The sequence below is a fragment of the Streptomyces sp. NPDC058880 genome (assembly GCF_042742535.1).
Taxonomy (GTDB): domain Bacteria; phylum Actinomycetota; class Actinomycetes; order Streptomycetales; family Streptomycetaceae; genus Streptomyces.
This window is the reverse complement of record NZ_JBHYMC010000025.1, coordinates 21,970-38,678: the sequence shown is the minus strand read 5'-3', so window position 1 is coordinate 38,678 and position 16,709 is coordinate 21,970. Positions and strand designations below refer to the sequence as shown.

At 72.8% G+C, this 16,709-nt stretch carries 14 protein-coding genes; 6 read left to right on the top strand and 8 right to left on the bottom strand.

Translation table 11 applies throughout. From position 1 onward, the window contains the following. The first annotated feature begins 15 nt into the window (after positions 1-15). From ACFW2G_RS16840 to ACFW2G_RS16830, 3 genes are read left to right on the top strand one after another with little or no spacing between them, the layout of a single operon-like run. Complete coding sequence (locus ACFW2G_RS16840) at positions 16-840, top strand: hypothetical protein (protein ID WP_384583007.1); 825 nt, start codon at positions 16-18, stop codon at positions 838-840. Further along, on the top strand, positions 840-2,741 hold the full coding sequence (locus tag ACFW2G_RS16835; protein ID WP_037919487.1) for a fumarate reductase/succinate dehydrogenase flavoprotein subunit: 1,902 nt from the start codon (positions 840-842) through the stop codon (positions 2,739-2,741). Before ACFW2G_RS16840 ends, ACFW2G_RS16835 begins: the two co-directional genes overlap by 1 nt. After that, positions 2,738-3,508: a succinate dehydrogenase/fumarate reductase iron-sulfur subunit gene (locus ACFW2G_RS16830; RefSeq protein ID WP_384583004.1), complete on the top strand. Its 771-nt coding sequence runs from the start codon at positions 2,738-2,740 to the stop codon at positions 3,506-3,508. The genes ACFW2G_RS16835 and ACFW2G_RS16830 overlap by 4 nt, the downstream gene beginning before the upstream one ends. Before the next feature lie 45 nt (positions 3,509-3,553). On the opposite strand, the gene ACFW2G_RS16825 is transcribed toward ACFW2G_RS16830, so the two are convergent. After that, the gene (locus tag ACFW2G_RS16825) at positions 3,554-3,793 is read right to left on the bottom strand and encodes a hypothetical protein (protein WP_384453039.1); all 240 of its coding nucleotides are present in this window, start codon (positions 3,791-3,793) and stop codon (positions 3,554-3,556) included. An 84-nt stretch (positions 3,794-3,877) separates the two neighbouring features. Here ACFW2G_RS16825 and ACFW2G_RS16820 point away from each other — a divergent pair, with 84 nt between their 5' ends. After that, on the top strand, positions 3,878-5,989 hold the full coding sequence (locus ACFW2G_RS16820) for a TPM domain-containing protein (RefSeq protein WP_384583001.1): 2,112 nt from the start codon (positions 3,878-3,880) through the stop codon (positions 5,987-5,989). 58 nt (positions 5,990-6,047) lie between these two features. Then, on the top strand, positions 6,048-6,764 hold the full coding sequence (locus ACFW2G_RS16815; protein ID WP_384582998.1) for a PspA/IM30 family protein: 717 nt from the start codon (positions 6,048-6,050) through the stop codon (positions 6,762-6,764). Positions 6,765-6,833: 69 nt separating this feature from the next. Here the strand turns inward: ACFW2G_RS16815 and ACFW2G_RS16810 are convergent, their stop codons facing one another. From ACFW2G_RS16810 to ACFW2G_RS16780, 7 genes are all read right to left on the bottom strand, one after another. Then, the gene (locus ACFW2G_RS16810; RefSeq protein ID WP_370466474.1) at positions 6,834-9,464 is read right to left on the bottom strand and encodes a SpoIIE family protein phosphatase; all 2,631 of its coding nucleotides are present in this window, start codon (positions 9,462-9,464) and stop codon (positions 6,834-6,836) included. A gap of 196 nt (positions 9,465-9,660) precedes the next feature. Further along, positions 9,661-10,101 (bottom strand): ATP-binding protein, encoded by a 441-nt coding sequence (locus ACFW2G_RS16805; RefSeq protein WP_384452973.1) that lies wholly within the window; start codon positions 10,099-10,101, stop codon positions 9,661-9,663. Positions 10,102-10,254: 153 nt separating this feature from the next. Further along, on the bottom strand, positions 10,255-10,677 hold the full coding sequence (locus tag ACFW2G_RS16800; RefSeq protein WP_037919477.1) for a (deoxy)nucleoside triphosphate pyrophosphohydrolase: 423 nt from the start codon (positions 10,675-10,677) through the stop codon (positions 10,255-10,257). Positions 10,678-10,716: 39 nt separating this feature from the next. Beyond that, positions 10,717-10,902 carry an SPOR domain-containing protein gene (locus ACFW2G_RS16795; RefSeq protein ID WP_384452977.1) on the bottom strand — a complete coding sequence of 62 codons (186 nt, stop codon included), beginning with the start codon at positions 10,900-10,902 and terminating at the stop codon, positions 10,717-10,719. A gap of 685 nt (positions 10,903-11,587) precedes the next feature. Beyond that, on the bottom strand, positions 11,588-12,340 hold the full coding sequence (locus ACFW2G_RS16790) for a GntR family transcriptional regulator (protein WP_037919476.1): 753 nt from the start codon (positions 12,338-12,340) through the stop codon (positions 11,588-11,590). Positions 12,341-12,476: 136 nt separating this feature from the next. Further along, a complete protein-coding gene (locus tag ACFW2G_RS16785; RefSeq protein WP_384452980.1) occupies positions 12,477-13,652 on the bottom strand; it encodes a DUF4190 domain-containing protein in 1,176 nt (391 codons plus the stop codon). Between the two features lie 158 nt (positions 13,653-13,810). Beyond that, positions 13,811-15,373, bottom strand: coding sequence for a S8 family peptidase (locus ACFW2G_RS16780; RefSeq protein WP_037919472.1), 1,563 nt, complete (start codon positions 15,371-15,373; stop codon positions 13,811-13,813). A gap of 197 nt (positions 15,374-15,570) precedes the next feature. Here ACFW2G_RS16780 and ACFW2G_RS16775 point away from each other — a divergent pair, with 197 nt between their 5' ends. Further along, the gene (locus tag ACFW2G_RS16775; RefSeq protein ID WP_037919471.1) at positions 15,571-16,683 is read left to right on the top strand and encodes a threonine synthase; all 1,113 of its coding nucleotides are present in this window, start codon (positions 15,571-15,573) and stop codon (positions 16,681-16,683) included. The last annotated feature ends 26 nt before the right edge of the window (positions 16,684-16,709 follow it).

The following is a 16,709-nucleotide window of genomic DNA, read 5'->3' as shown; positions in this document are numbered from 1 at the left end:
GTACCGGAGCCCTCCTTGGCCACAGGCACGGAACGACCCCAGCAGCGGCCCGGCGGCGTCCACGACGCCTCACGGGCCGCGATCACGGCCCGGCACCTGCGGACCGACCGGTGGTGGCTCGCCCCCGCCGGCACCGCGGCCGGGCTGCTCGCCTTCATCGTCTACTCGACCTGGCGGGCCTTCGCCAACACCGACTACTACGCGGCCCCCTACGTCTCCCCCTTCTACTCCCCGTGCCTGGCGGAGAACTGCGTGGAGATGCGCGGCGGCCCCAACTGGGACCTGCTCGGCAGCTGGTGGGGCCTGTCCCCCGCGCTGCTGATCCTGGTCTTCCCGCTCGGCTTCCGGCTGACCTGCTACTACTACCGCAAGGCCTACTACCGGGGCTTCTGGGCCTCCCCGCCCGCCTGCGCCGTGGCCGAGCCGCACACGCGGTACACCGGTGAGACCCGCTTCCCGCTGATCCTCCAGAACGCCCACCGGTACTTCTTCTACGCGGCGGTACCGGTGGCGGGCATCCTCACCTACGACACCGCGCTGACCTTCCGCGACGAGCACTACCAGTGGGGCCACATGGGCCTCGGGACCCTGCTGTTCCTGGTCAACATCGGGCTGATCTGGGCCTACACGCTGTCCTGCCACTCCTGCCGGCACATCATGGGCGGCCGGCTCAGGCACTTCTCGAAGCACCCGGTGCGCTACCGCCTCTGGGGCTGGATCAGCCGGCTCAACTCCCGCCACATGCAGCTGGCCTGGGCCTCCCTGATCAGCGTGGCCCTGTGCGACGTCTACGTGTACCTGCTGGCCAGCGGCGCCTTCACCGACCCGAGGATCTTCTGATGGCTCAAGTGGAACGGCAGCAGTGGGACGTGGTCGTGGTCGGCGCCGGCGGTGCCGGGCTGCGGGCCGCGATCGAGGCCCGCGAGCGCGGCGCCCGGACGGCCGTGATCTGCAAGTCCCTCTTCGGCAAGGCCCACACGGTGATGGCCGAGGGCGGGATCGCCGCCTCGATGGGCAACGTCAACGAGGGCGACAACTGGCAGGTGCACTTCCGCGACACCATGCGCGGGGGCAAGTTCCTCAACCAGTGGCGGATGGCGGAACTGCACGCGAAGGAGGCCCCGGACCGGGTCTGGGAGCTGGAGACCTGGGGCGCGCTCTTCGACCGCACACCCGACGGGAGGATCTCCCAGCGCAACTTCGGCGGCCACGAGTACCCGCGTCTCGCGCACGTCGGCGACCGCACGGGCCTGGAGCTGATCCGCACCCTCCAGCAGAAGACCGTCGCCCTCCAGCAGCAGGACTTCAAGGAGTACGGGGACCACGAGGCCCGGCTCAAGGTCTTCCAGGAGTGCACGGTCACCAGGGTCCTCAAGGACGGGCCGAGGGTCTCGGGGGCCTTCTGCTACGAGCGCGAGTCCGGACGCTTCTTCGTGCTGGAGGCCCCGGCCGTGGTCCTGGCCACGGGCGGCATCGGAAAGTCCTTCAAGACGACCTCCAACTCCTGGGAGTACACCGGCGACGGCCACGCGCTGGCCCTGCTGGCGGGTGCGCCCCTGCTGAACATGGAGTTCGTGCAGTTCCACCCGACGGGCATGGTCTGGCCGCCCTCCGTGAAGGGCATCCTCGTCACCGAATCGGTCCGCGGAGACGGCGGGGTGCTGCGCAACTCCGAGGGCCGGCGGTTCATGTTCGACTACGTCCCCGACGTCTTCAAGGAGAAGTACGCCGAGTCCGAGGAGGAGGGCGACCGCTGGTACGACGACCCGGACCACCACCGGCGTCCGCCCGAGCTGCTGCCCCGCGACGAGGTGGCGCGGGCCATCAACGCGGAGGTGAAGGCCGGCCGGGGCTCCCCGCACGGCGGGGTGTTCCTCGACGTGTCCACGCGCATGCCGGCCGAACGGATCAGGCGGCGGCTGCCGTCCATGTACCACCAGTTCAAGGAGCTGGCGGACGTGGACATCACCGCCGAGCCGATGGAGGTCGGCCCCACCTGCCACTACGTGATGGGCGGCATCGCGGTCGACTCCGAGACCGCGGCCACCGTCGGGGTGCCCGGGCTGTTCGCAGCCGGTGAGGTCGCGGGCGGGATGCACGGCTCGAACCGGCTCGGCGGGAACTCCCTGTCCGACCTGCTGGTCTTCGGGCGGCGGGCCGGGCTGCACGCCGCCGGGTACGCGGCCTCGCGCCCGGGGCGCCCGGCCGTCTCCCCAACCGCGATCGACGCGGCGGCCGCGGAGGCGCTGGCTCCCTTCCACGCCGCCGAGGACGCGGAGAACCCGTACAGCCTGCACCAGGAACTCCAGACGACCATGAACGACCTGGTCGGCATCATCCGCCGGGAGGGCGAGATGGCCGAGGCCCTGGAGCGGCTCGCGGCCCTGCGCGTGCGGGCCTCGCGGGCCGGCGTCGAGGGCCATCGGCAGTTCAACCCCGGCTGGCACCTCGCCCTGGACCTGCGGAACATGCTGCTGGTCAGCGAGTGCGTGGCCCGCGCGGCCCTGGAGCGCACCGAGAGCCGGGGCGGGCACACCCGCGAGGACTGCCCGGCGATGGAGCGGGCCTGGCGCCCGGTGAACCTGCTGTGCCGGCCGGTGGACCCCGTACCGGCGGACCCGGCGGCCGACCGGATCGAGCTGGTCCGGACCCGCACCGAGGCCATCCGCCCCGATCTGCTCGCCCTGTTCGACAAGGAAGAGCTGGCCAAGTACCTCGCCGAAGAGGAGCTGTACGGATGAGCACGTACGACGCGAGCTTCCGGATCTGGCGGGGCGACGCGGAGGGCGGATCCCTCAGGGACTTCATGGTCGAGGTGCACGACGGGGAGGTGGTCTTGGACATCGTGCACCGGCTCCAGGCCACCCAGGCGGCCGACCTGGCGGTGCGCTGGAACTGCAAGGCGGGCAAGTGCGGCTCGTGCAGCGCGGAGGTCAACGGCCGGCCGCGGCTGATGTGCATGACGCGCATGTCGACCTTCGAGCGGACCGAGACGATCACGATCACCCCGCTGCGCGCCTTCCCGATCGTCCGCGACCTGGTCACCGACGTGTCCTTCAACTACCGCAAGGCCCGGGAGGTACCGGCCTTCATGCCGCCGGAGGGGGTCGCCCCGGGTGCGTACCGGATGCAGCAGATCGACGTGGAGCGCTCACAGGAGTTCCGCAAGTGCATCGAGTGCTTCCTGTGCCAGGACACCTGTCACGTGGTCCGTGACCACGAGGAGAACAAGCCCGCCTTCGCCGGTCCGCGCTTCCTGATGCGGGTGGCGGAGCTGGACATGCACCCCCTGGACGCGGCCTCGGACGCGGGACTCGACCGCAGGCGGACCGCCCAGGAGGAGCACGGGCTCGGTCTGTGCAACATCACCAAGTGCTGTACCGAGGTCTGCCCCGAGGGCATCAGGATCACCGACAACGCGCTGATCCCGCTGAAGGAGCGGGCGGTGGACCGCACGTACGATCCGCTGGTCTGGCTCGGCAGCAGGATCGGACGCCGGAAGGGCTGAGAGCGGCCGGGATCCTCTCGCGGGAGGATCCCGGACACCGCCCGGTCAGCGGCCGGAGTGGTCGGTGACGTTGCCGTTGGAGCAGTGGTTGGCGTGGTCGCCCACCCAGTCGCCCATGACCGGGACCACGGCCACCTCCTGGAGGCAGACCGCGGCCGCGGTGAAGTTCCAGTTGTTGGCCGCGTTCACCCCGCCCCCGAAGTTGGAGTCGTTGTCGGCGTGGGCGGGCGCGGCGAGGCCGAGGGCGGCTGCGGCGAGCAGGGTCGCCGTCATGATCTTCTTCATGGCCTGCCAACGACGGCTCCTGCGCCGGGTCACTGCCCCTTGCTCCGGATGCGGGCCCGGTGGCCCGCTCATACCCTCCCAAATGTGATCCTGCCGAGAAGCGCCCCGCGCAGCAGAGCCGTCGCACGGGCCGGGCTCGCCCTGGCCGCCGGGCTGCTGGCGCTCGGCGGCTGGGGCATCGCGCAGGCTCCCGCCGTACGTGCCGAGGACCCCGTCGCCCTGGAACGGCAGGGGCAGACCACCGACCGCGTCGGCGCGCTCGGCGACCGCAAGCCCGCCGTCACCGCCGCCCTCGACGAGCTCTACGCCGACCGGAGGATCCAGCTCTTCGTGGTGTACGTGCGGGACTTCTCCGGACGCTCCGCGCAGAGCTGGGCGGACGCCACCGCGCAGCGCAACGGCCTCGGCCGGGACGACGTCCTGCTGGCGGTGGCCACCGGGGACCGCCAGTACGCCTATTCGGCCGATGTCGACTCCGGATTCACCGAGCGGCAGCTGGCGGAGGTGGCACGGACCGCGATCGAGCCGGCCCTGCGGCAGAACGACTGGGCGGGCGCGGCGATCGGCGCGGCGAACGGCTACGACGCGGTCCTCGGCGGGCAGCCCGTACCGGCGCCGACCATCACCCCCGGCCCGCCCGACCCCGGCGGCGGGGCCGGCGGCGGGAGCGGCGCCGGGGACTATGTGCTCCCGGTGGTCGCGGTCGGTGCGGCCGGGGCGCTCGGCGTGTACGCGTACACCCGCCGCAGGCGCAAGGACGCCGCGGCCGGCGGCCGCGGTACGACGACCGGTCCGGGCTGGCCCGAGGGCGCGCCGGACCGCCTCCCACTGCCGGAGCTGGACGGCCGGGCGAAGTCCCTGCTGGTGGAGACGGACGACGCGGTCCGCACCAGCACCGAAGAACTCGGCTTCGCCACGGCGCAGTTCGGCGAGGAGGCGGCCGCCCCGTTCACCGCGGCCGTGGAGTACGCCAAGGGGGAGCTGACGCACGCCTTCCGGCTGCGCCAGCAGCTCGACGACGCCTATCCGGAGGACGACGCGACCCGGCGCCGGATGCTGGACGAGATCCTCGCCCGCTGCACCGAGGCGAACCGGCGGCTCGATGCCCAGGCGGCGGACTTCGACCGGCTGCGGGACCTGGAGAAGAACGCCCCGCGGGCCCTGGCGGCCGTGGAGGAGCGCTACCTGGAGCTGACCGGGCGCACCACCACCGCCGAGGCGACCCTGACCGCGCTGGCCCGGCGGTACGCGGACTCCGCTTCCGCGCCCGTCGCCTCCAACCCCGAGCAGGCCAGGGACCGGCTGCTGTTCGCGGCGACCAACCTGGGCCTGGCGCACGCGGCCGTCGACGCGGGCGAGAACGGCACGGCGGCCGTGCACGTACGGTCCGCCGAAGGTGCGGTGGGCCAGGCGGCGACCCTGATGGACGCGGTCGAACGGCGGGCGCAGGAGCTGGCGGAGGCGGCCGGGAAGCTGCCGGGTGCACTGACCGAAACGGAGACCGACCTCGCGGACGCCCGGGGGCTGCTGACCGGCACCGCGGAGGGCACCCCGACGGCGGACCTGCGCGGGCGCATCGGCCGGGCCGAAGCCGTGGTGGCCGACGTGCGGCAGGAGGAGGCGGCCGGCCGCTACGACCCGATCGACGCCCTGCGCCGGGTGGAGGAGGCCGACGAGGCCCTGGACGAGGCGCTCGCCGGGGCCCGGGAGCGGGAGTCGGGCCGGCGGCGGGCCGCGGCCCTGCTCGACCAGGCCATGCTCGCGGCGCGCAGCGCGATCGGCGCGGCGACGGACTACCTCACCACCAGCCGGGGCGCGGTGGGCAGCCAGGCCCGCACGCGGCTGGCGGAGGCGGGCCGGCACCTGGAGCGGGCCGCAGCGCTGGAGGCGGGCGACCCGTCGGAGGCGCTGGCGGAGGCCCGGCAGGCGGACGCGCTCGCACGGCAGGCGCAGCGGTTGGCGGAGCAGGACGTGCAGGCGTACCGGGACCCGTACGCGGGCCGGCGCGGCGGCGGGCAGGGCGGCGCCGTACTGGGCGGGATCATCCTCGGCGAGATCCTGCGGGGCGGCCGCGGGGGTGGCGGATTCGGCGGATTCGGAGGCGGCGGCGGGGGCTCCGGCGGTTTCGGCGGCGGCCCGGGCTCCTTCGGCGGCGGCGGCACCCGGGGCCGCATGGGCGGTGGCGGCCGCTTCTGAACCGCCCGCGCGCGGGTCCCGTACCGGACAGACCATCCCCCACCAGGAAAGGCCCCTCATGACCAAGCAGACGATCCTCGGCCGGGTCACCCAGCTCGCCAAGGCCAACATCAACGCGCTGCTGGACCAGGCGGAGGACCCGCAGAAGATGCTGGACCAGCTGATCCGGGACTACGGCAACAACATCTCGGAGGCGGACCAGGCGGTCGCGACGACGATCGGCAACCTGCGGATGCTGGAGGCGGACCACAGGGAGGACGTGGACGCGGCCGCGGAGTGGGGCTCCAAGGCCCTGGCCGCGAGCCGGAAGGCGGACGAGCTCAGAGCGTCGGGGGCCGCGGCCGAGGCCGACCGGTTCGACAACCTGGCGAAGGTGGCGCTGGGGCGGCAGTTGCAGTCGGAGAAGGAGGCGCAGACGGCCGAGCCGACGATCGCCGCGCAGACGGAGGTGGTCGACCAGCTCAAGTCTGGCCTGGAGTCGATGCGGAACAAGTTGACGGAGCTCCAGGCGAAGCGGGACGAGCTGGTGGCCCGGGCCCGCACCGCCGAGGCGCAGAACACGATGCTGGACGCGGTGAAGAGCATCGACGTGATGGACCCCACGAGCGACCTGGGCCGCTTCGAGGAGAAGGTGCGACGGGAGGAGGCGCTGGCCCTGGGCCGGCAGGAGCTGGCCGCGTCCTCCCTGGACGCACAGTTCGAATCGCTGGACGACCTGGGCCGACGGAGCGAGATCGAGGCCCGTCTGGCCGCCCTCAAGCAGGGCGCCGCCTAGGCCGTACCGGATCCGCACCCGGCCGGGGGCTGCCGCGGTGCGGCGTCCCCCGGCCGGCCTGTCGGTGGGTCAGCCGTACAGGTCGAGGAGCTGTTCTGCCGAGAGCTCCCCGGCGGCCTCCTCCGCCGCTCCCGGCAGCGGCAGCTCGAACCACACGGTCTTGCCGCGGTGGGTCCGCCGGGTGCCCCACCCGGCGGACAGCATGCCCACCAGTTGCAGGCCCCGGCCCCCCTCGTCAGTGTCGCGGGCGCGCCGGCGCCTCGGCTGGACCAGGTTCGCGTCCCACACCTCGCACACCAGCGTCCGGTCGAGCAGCAGCCTGAGCCGGATCTCGCCCTCGCCGTAGCGCAGGGCGTTGGTGACGAGTTCGCTGACCAGCAGCTCGGTGGTGTCCAGCAGGTCCTCCAGACCCCACGCCGGCAGCTTGGCCCGGGCCAGTTCCCGCGCCCGGCCCACCGAACGCGCCTCGCGCGGCAGCTGCCAGTCCCCGACGGCGTCCACAGGCAGTCCCTGCACCCGGGCCATCAGCAGGGCGATGTCGTCCTCGCCGTGCCGGGTGTCGAGGGTGTTGAGCACGTGGTCGCAGACGTCCTCCAGGGGGCGGACCGGGTCGGCGAGCGCGGCGCGCAGGCCGCGCAGACCCTCCTCCAGGGGATGGTCCCTGGACTCCACGAGCCCGTCGGTGTAGAGGGCGAGCAGGGCGCCCTCGGGGAGATCGACCTCGACCTCCTCAAACGGCTCGCCGCCCACCCCGAGCGGCAGCCCGGGCGGCACCTCCAGCAGCAGGGCCGGCATGGGCTCGCGCTCCTCGTACGGGCCGGGCCGGTTCGGCGACACCAGGACCGGCGGCATGTGGCCGGCGTTGGCGATGGTGCAGCGCCGCGTCACCGGGTCGTAGACCGCGTACACGCAGGTGGCGAGGTACACCTCCGAGCGGTCGGAGTCGCGGGAGTGCAGGGCCGCGCGGGAGGCCTGCTGGGAGCCGCCGGGTGCGCCGAGCCCGCGCGCGATCTCGTCGAGGGCGGTCAGCACCTCCGCCGGTTCGAGGTCGAGCAGTGCCAGGGTCCGCACGGCGGTGCGCAGTTCGCCCATGGCCACGGCGGCCCGCAGTCCCCGGCCCATGACGTCGCCGACGACCAGCGCCGTGCGGTGGCCGGGCAGTTCGATGACGTCGAACCAGTCGCCGCCGACCTCGGTGGCCGCGTTGCCCGGCAGGTAGCGGCAGGCAATGTCCAGGCCTGCCGCCGCCGGGTCGCCGGGGGGCAGCAGGCTGCGCTGCAGGATCAGCGCCCGCTCGTGCTCACGCCGGTACAGCCGCGCGTTGTCGATGCACACCGCGGCCCGGGCGGCCAGTTCCACGGCCACCGCCCGGTCCCGTTCGCCGAAGGGCTCGCTGCCCTTCGTACGGGAGAACTGGGCGAGTCCGACCACCGTGTCGTGGGCGACCATCGGCACCACCAGGGTGGACTGCACGAGGTCTTCCGGCCCGCCGCCCTCGATCAGCCGCGGCCTCGCCGTGCGCAGGGCGAGCGCCCCCGGCGAGGCGGCCGGATAGCGGTGGATGTCGCCGACGGCGACCAGGGCGCCGGGACCGGACAGCGGTGCGTCCGACACGGCGGAGGCGAAGGCCACCCGGCGCAGCGCGGCGGACGGCGTGCGGGCCGGTCCCTGGCCGGGCAGGCTGGGCACGCCCGGCCCCTGGGGGCGAGCGGGACGGTCGTCGTCGCCGAGCAGGAGCCCCTGGTAGAGGTCGACGGCGGCCAGGTCGCAGAAGCCCGGGACGGTGACGTCGAGGAGTTCCCGGGCGGTGGTCTCCAGGTCCAGGGAGTTGCCGATGCGGTGCCCGGCCTCGTTGAGGAGGGCGAGATTGCGCCGGACCCCGGCGGCCTCGCGGGCGGCGAGGTGGCGGCGGGTGACGTCGGTGCCGATGCCGGCGACACCGATGGGGCGGCCACTGCCGCCGTGCACGCGGTAGAGGTTGATGGACCAGTGGCGGTTCTCCCGGCTGCGCGGGGTGGATCCGGTGATCCGCAGGTCGGTGACCGCGTCGCCGGTGTCCAGCACCCTGCGCAGGGCCTCCGCCATCCGGTCCGCCTCGTGCGCGGGCAGGTAGTCGTGCACGGTGCGGCCGCGGTGCGTCTCGGCGGTGCCGCCGAAAACGGTGGCGAAGCGCCGGTTGGCCCGCTGCACGGTGAGGTCCGTACCGAAGAGCAGGAAACCGAAAGGAGATTGGCCGAATATGGCCTGTGACGCGGCGAGGTCGGATTCGATCCGGCGCAGCGCGCGTACGTCGACGACGACGCACAGTGCGGCCCGTTCCGCGGTTTCGGTCTGGGTGGGCATCACATAGATCTCGGCCACGCCGTGCGCGCCGTTCCCGCCCGGGATCCGGAAGGGGATCAGGCCGGTCCACTCCTTGCCGTCGAGGATCTCGGCGACCTTGCGGTGGGCGTCCGGGCGCAACTCGGCGGGCATGAAGGCGTCGACCGGGTCGCGCCCCACGGTCTGGGCGGCCGTCAGGCCGAAGAGCTCCTCGGCGCGCAGGCTCCACTGGTCGATGAACCCGTCGGGCCCGATCGAGAACGACGCGACCTTTATGTAGTCATATATCGAGCCAGGCGGACTGCTGTGCCACAGGGCGTCGTGCCATGTCTCGCGCGGCACGTTGGCCTGATGTGCCTGCGCAGGTATTTCGCTCACGCGACCGTCCCCTCCAGCTCACCGCAACCGGACCGGCCATGACGGCAGTATTCAGCACCACGCCCCCGGACGGCACGGCGTTCACGATCACAGCACGGTCTCGATGATTTCAAGCCATGTCGCGCGATCTCCCCCGACCCCTTCCCGGCCACCGCCGGAAGATGCCGCGAGGGGTCTCCCGCCACCGCTCACCTTGTTACTCACCAGGAAGAGCCAACTCGAACCACACGGTCTTCCCCGTTTTGCCGTGACGCGTCCCCCAGCGCTGGGAGGAGACGGCCACGAGGTGCAGTCCGCGCCCCCCCTCGTCCTCCGAGTCCGCCACCCGCTCGCGGGGCGGATCCGGAAGCGGATCGGAGATCTCCACCAGCAGCGCGGGACCGCCCGACGGCGTGTCCGCGGCATCTCCGGCGGCCGGATTCCGCCATACCAGCCGGACGCCGATGGGGCCGGAGGCGTAGCGCAGGGAGTTGGTCACCAGCTCGCTGACCAGCAGGACGGTCACGTCACCGACCGCTTCGAGACCCCACTCGTGCAGGGTGCCGCGCACGGCGTGGCGGGCGGTGCGGACGGCGCCGGGCTCGGCGGGGAAGGCCCACTCGGCACACTCACCGTCTGTGTCGATCACGCCGATCACTTCCCGGGCCAGCAGCGACCCCAGTCCGGTTCGTCGGGAACGAAAGGAGGACGAGATAGGGATTAATAGCGACATACCCGATATTCGGGGCGTCGTACCACTCGATCCCGAACCCACCGGCGCACTGTGGCGCATACGGCCCAGCCGTGAGCCTCAGACGCCCCCGCCACCGGCCCCGGCGCCGCCCGCGCGCAGCCGGCGGCCGGCCTCGGCGACCGCCGGACGGTCCTGGTCCAGCCAGTCCACCGACTCCAGCTCCTCCGGTCCCAGCCAGCGCAGTTCGTCGTGGTCCTCCAGCGGCGCCGGTACCCCCGAGAGCAGCCGGGCCGTCCACACGTGCAGGACCAGCCCGGGTTTCAGCGGCCACTCCCCCGGGATACGCTCCAGCGGCTCGGTCTCCACGCCGAGCTCCTCACGCAGTTCGCGCACCAGCGCCTCGGGGACGGTCTCACCCGCTTCGGCCTTCCCGCCCGGCAGCTCCCAGCGTCCGGCGAGCTCCGGCGGTGCGCTGCGACGGGCGGCGAGCAGGCGCCCGTCATGACAAAGGGCTCCGCCCACGACCACGCGTACAGTCATGGGCGGAGCCTATGCCAGCGCCGCGAGGCGCCGCCCAGCTCAGTTCATCGTGGCGGTCTGACCGATCCGCTCGACCCAGTAGAGCTGCTTGTGTCCTCGGTCGTCGAGACTGTCGGCGACCTTCTGGGCCTCGGCCCGGGTGGCGTACTGCCCCACCCGGTAGCGGTTGCCGTTGTCGTCCTGACGTATGACCAGCCACGGAAGCAGTGCACCGCTGTCGTTCATCGCGTTTCACCTTCCGTCGACGTATCTGCCCGGGAAACCGCATTGCGCATATGCCCGACCTTACGCCCGACCTTTACGGAGCGGATACGGTTTTTCACGAAGAGATACCTTGCAGGCGTACGCATCCGGCCACGCGTACGAGTGCGCCCCGTACGCCGGCCCGAACGGGCGCACGCGCGGCACCGGGGCGCGCGACCGCGCGCCCCGACCTTCCTACGGACCGGTATACCCGCAGGTAGCTTCGGGGGGACGGGGTGCCCGGGCGGCCTGGAGGCCCGGGAAGCGGCCCGGTTCCGGCCGCCGCAGGAGTGCCGCCGGGAACGCCGCGGCCGCCCCACAGGCCCGCGGAAGGCACAGTTCGGGGCGGCCGGGGGCGATCATCATCGCGCCGAAACCCGCCGCCTCGCCGGCTCCGGCGAGGCGGCCGCGGGGCCCGGCGGGCCCGGATCAGGAGCGGCTCAGCGCCACAGGGGACACAAGGGCTCTCCGGCCCGACCCGCGCGGCGCCCCGGGGCCCGCCCCGCCACCCCCGGGCGGATCGGCGCACGGCCCGGGCGGCATCGGGCAAGTGGGTGCGTGGCGGGGCGGAGCGGCACGCCCCTACGGGGCGGATGCGGGCGGCCCGACAGCGGGGCGAGGAGCCGCAACCGCCGCCGCGCGGGCCAGGGGGACCACGGGAGCGCCCTCAGCGCACCGGCAGGTGGTAGGAGAGGCGGTAGCGGTCCGCCGGGACGACCACGTCAGCCGTCTCCACGGCACGGCCGGAGGCGAAGTAGGTGCGGCCGATCACCAGCACCACGTGCCCCGGCACCCCGCCGAGCAGGCTGAGCTCCTCGGCCAGCCCCGGCCGCGCACCGACGTCCTCCACCACGTTGTCGACGACGACATCGATCGCGGCCATCCGATCGACCACCCCGGAGCCGCCCAACGGTCCCTCCTCAGGCAGCATCACCGGGGTCCGTCCGGTCACCGCGAGGGGCTCCCAGGAGGTCGAGAGCATCATCACCTCGCCCGCGTCCCGGAAGACGTACCGCGTCCGCATCACCCGCTCGCCGGGCTCGATGCCGAGCCGCTTCGCGATCTCCGCGGGCGCGTCCGCCTGTTCGCTGCTCGACTCCCACGTCCCCCGCGCGCCGGAGTCGGCCTGCTCCTGGCGGAACGGCGTCGAGGCACCGCCCGCGCGGTAGCCGGAGCGGGCCACCCGCCGCGGCACCGGCTGCTCGCGCACGTACGTACCAGACCCGGACCGGCCCTCGACGAGCCCCTCCGCCATGAGGACCTTGCGCGCCTCCAGGGCCACGGTGTCGGAGACCCCGTACTCCTCGCGGATGCGGGCCTGGGAGGGAAGCCGGGCGTGCGGGGGCAGAGAGCCGTCGACGATCTGCCGCCGAAGATCCCCGGCCACGCGCAGATAGGCCGGCTGCTCACCGAAAGTCACTGGCACTCCCATCAGGTTGACAGACAGCAACAGCCTGGCAACCGATGGTTGTGGACCGCAAGCAAGGGCCAGGGTTTCACCCGAAGTGATGAAGCCAGGTCACTCAAACCCGTTACCGCGCGTTACCCCGGCAGCGTCACACCGCCTCCGACGAGGGCGCCCGGCCGGGCCCGCCCTCCGGGTCCTGTGTGCTCTGCTGGTCCTCCTCCAGCCACCGCGGGATCTGGGTCGACAGTCCGTACGCACCGCGCAGCGCCCGCTCCGTCTCCAGGGACATCGCGGCCATCGCCCGGTCCCACAGCCGGTCGAACTCCGCCGCCGTCTTCGCCCGGGAGGCGCCCTGCCAGGCCGCGCGGGCCACTTCGATCTCCTTGAGCTGCACCGGCACGATCTTCTCCAGCCCCGGCCGGGTCGCGTCCTGCTGGAGGACCTTCGCCTCCTCGCCCAGCACCGCATCCATCTCGCGGGCCCACGCCCCGTAGCGGTGGAGCGCGTCCTCGACGTCCTCTTCGGGCGGCCTGCTCATGACGAACTCCACGCCGTTGGCCGCCCGCAGGAAGGCCGCCTGCTCCGGCCGGAGCATGCCCGCGTCCCGCCGCAGGCTGCCGCTCCACTCCTCCTCCGCCGTACCGATCACACAGATCAGGCGCCGGTCCCCCTGGCGCCACGACGCACGCGACGGCGCGAAGTAGAACATCTCCGCGAACTCGGGCAGCGCCCAGGTGTCCATCGCGTACTGGTCCTGGGCCTTCCAGCAGGCGTCCTCCGACGCCCGGTCGGCCCCCGCCGAGCCGGGTGCGTCCGCGGTGCCCACCGTCATCGACGCGGTGACCTCGCCGTGGTGCACGCGGGAGCAGTCGACCGCGTACGTGAGGGGCCGCTCGTCGAACAGGTCCCCGCCGGGGACGTTGAAGCAGTCGCCCGCCTTCAGGTCGTCGATGTCCCTCAGTTCGCCCTCGACCTCGTCGTAGCCGGTCGGCCTGTCCAGCCGGCCGGGGACCGTCTCCACCAGCCGGCCGAGGGCGAACACCATCACACCGGTCATCACGACGGAGACCACGAGCCCCGTGATCGCCAGGGCCCTGCCCGTGTCCCCCTTCCTCGCGATCTGCACCAGCGCCGCGATGCCGAAGGCGATGCCGAGCGGCGGAAAGCACAGCAGTCCGGCGAGCAGCGAGGCGAGCGCGAACCCGTTGAGCGACGGCGGCTGCTGCCCCTGGCCGAGCGGCGGCCCCCATCCCCACCCCTGCTGCGGCGACGGCGGGGGCCAGGAGTGGCCCGATCCGGGAGGAGGACTCGGCGGGATGCTCAAGGGGTCGGACTCCATCGCAGGTGGCAGAGGGCATCGCGGGGTGCCAGGAGGCACCGCGGCGGGCGCGAACGGATGCGCGAATAGTACGCAGCGGGGGCGACCGTCCATCGGTCGCCCCCGCTGTTCCCCTACGGCTCACGCACCGCCGACCGGGCTCCTCAGAACTGGAGGGCCCAGGAGTCGATCTTCCCGGTGTCGCCGGTGGCGTTGTCGTTCACCCGGAGCTTCCACGTGCCGTTCGGCGCCGTCTCGGAGGAGGCGTTCACGGTGAAGGTCCTGATGATGTTGACGGCGCCCCCGTTGGTGCGGTTGTGCAGGGTGTAGACGGTGCCGTCCGGCGCGACCAGATCCACCTTCAGGTCGCCGATGTACGTGTGCTTGATGTCGATCGGGACCTTCAGCGTCGTCGGGGCGCTGCCGACGACACCGCTGACGGTGATCGGGGACTCGACGGTGGCGTTGTCGTTGATCGCGTGGTCGGCGGTGTTCTCGAACCGCTTGCCCGGCGGGACGGGGCCCAGGGCGGTGACGTGGAGCAGGCGGTTCGGCGAACCGGTGCCGGGCCCGCTCACCGTGTTCGAGGTGGCGGAGCCGATCAGCGCCGTGGCCACCTGCGCCGGGGTGCTGGCCGGGTTCTGCGAGAGGTAGACGGCGGCCGCACCCGCGACGTGCGGCGTGGCCATCGAAGTCCCGTTGATGGTGTTGGTCGCGTAGTCGCTCGTGCTCCACGCGGAGGTGATGGCGGAGCCCGGCGCGAAGAGGTCCAGGGCAGGACCGTAGTTGGAGTAGCTCGCCCTGGCGTCGGAGCTGGTGGTGGCGCCGACGGTGATGGCCTCGGCGACGCGTGCCGGTGACTTGGTGGAGGCGTTGGCGGACTCGTTGCCCGCGGCCACGGCGTAGGTGATGCCGGAGGCTATGGAGTTGCGGACGGCCGTGTCCAGCGCGGTGTCCGCGCCGCCGCCGAGCGACATGTTGGCGACGGCGGGCTTGACGGCGTTGCGGGTCACCCAGTCGATGCCCGCGACGACCTGGGCGGTCGTGCCGAAGCCGTTGTTGTCGAGGACGCGGACGCCGACGATCTTGGCCTTCTTGGCCACGCCGTGGGCCGATCCGGCGACGGTGCCGGCGACGTGCGTGCCGTGGCCGTGGCCGTCCTGGGCGGTGTTGTCGTTGTCGATGGCGTCGTAGCCGTAGGAGGCGCGACCGCCGAAGTCCTGGTGGGTGATGCGGACTCCGGTGTCGATGACGTACGCGGTGACGCCCTCGCCCGCGGCGTCCGGGTAGCCGTAGCTCCGGTTCAGCGGGAGGGCCCGCTGGTCGACGCGGTCCAGGCCCCAGGACGGCGGGCTCGGCTGCGTGCTGCTGACGCTGAAGGTGCGGTTCTGCACGACCGACTGGACGGCCGGGTCGGCGGCGAGCTTCTCGGCCTGCGCCTGGGAGACCTTGACGGAGTAGCCGTTGAGGGCCGCGCTGTAGGTCCGGTCGATCTTCGCGCCGTACTTCTTGGCGACGAGTTTGCCCCGGACACTGGTCGAGCGGGGCGCGGTGTCCTTCAGGGTCACGATGTAGCTGTTGGGCACGGTCCCGGGAGCCCCCGCGTTCTGGACCACGCCCCGCGCGCCGCCGACGGCCGAAGCGGGCAGTGCGGCGGCGCCCAGCGCCAGGACCGCGACCGTGGTGATACCGGCGATCTTCCGGCGCCTGTGACGCATCACTGGCATGTGACGGGTTCTCCTCTGAGGTGGTGCGTTGCGGGGATGACGGGAACCCCGCAAACGTGGCCATGACAAAGCAGATGGCCCAACGGGCTGCCGCCTCCGAAAGGTTGACCCACCCCCGGCGCGACCCGACACGAGGACAACGAACGCGTAACATCCGTGCCATACACCGGCCATGACCGACCAAAGGCGCTCAGCACATGACGCACGCACCCCCCGGTTACGTCTGCTCCGAGGACGGTACACGCGCCGATGTCCGGACCGCTCCTTGGGGGTGCCCTCTGTGCGGCGGCCCCTGGGACCTCGATTTCACGCCGGATCCGGACGCGGCCCTCGAACCCTCCGCCGGACCGAATTCGCTGTGGCGGTACGGGCCGGTGCTGCCCCTGCCCGGCGCTTTCTCCGTCTCCCTGGCGGAAGGGCACACTCCGCTGATCCCGCTCGGGGAACGGATTCACGCCAAGCTCGACTTCCTCATGCCGACGCTGTCCTTCAAGGACCGGGGCGCCGTGATGCTCGTGGAGCTCGCCCGGCGGCTGGCGCCGCAGCGCGTCGTGGCGGACAGCAGCGGCAACGCGGGGACATCGGTAGCGGCGTACTGCGCCCGGGCCGGACTCGACTGCGAGATCTTCGTGCCCGAAGGGACGTCGGAGAAGAAGACCGAGCAGATGCGGGCCCACGGGGCGGTGGTCCGCGTGATCCCCGGCGGCCGCGAGGCCGCCGCGCTGGCGGCGCGCAAGGAGGCGGACGCCCCCGGCGTCTTCTACGCCAGCCACGTGTTCAACCCCTACTTCTTGCACGGGACCAAGACCTACGTGTACGAGGTGTGGGAGGAGATGGGCCGGCGGCTGCCCGAGGCGCTGGTGGTGCCGGTGGGCAACGGCACACTGCTGCTCGGGGCCGCGTTGGCCACGCAGGAGCTGGCCCGACGCGGTGTCAGGCCGCCGGCCCTGATCGCGGTCCAGTCCGAGGCGGTGTCCCCGCTCGCCGACGCGTTCGCGGCGGGTGCGGAGGATGCCGCTCCGGTGGCACAGCGGCCGACGCTGGCCGAAGGGATCGCGATCCCGGCGCCGCCGCGCGCCCGCCAGATCCTGGCCGCGGTCCGAGCCTCCGGCGGCACCTTCGTCACCGTCCCGGACGACCGCCTGCGCGAGGCCCAGCTGGACCTGGCCCGACGCGGCCTCTTCGTGGAGCCGACGGCCGCCGCCTGCTGGGCGGCCGTGGGCCCGGCGGCCGCGACCGACCCCTTGCAGGGCCGTACGGCGGTCCTCCCCCTCTGCGGCGCGGGCGCCAAGACGGGCCTGGCCCGGTAAGCACCCGCACCCCGGGCCCGCCCCGC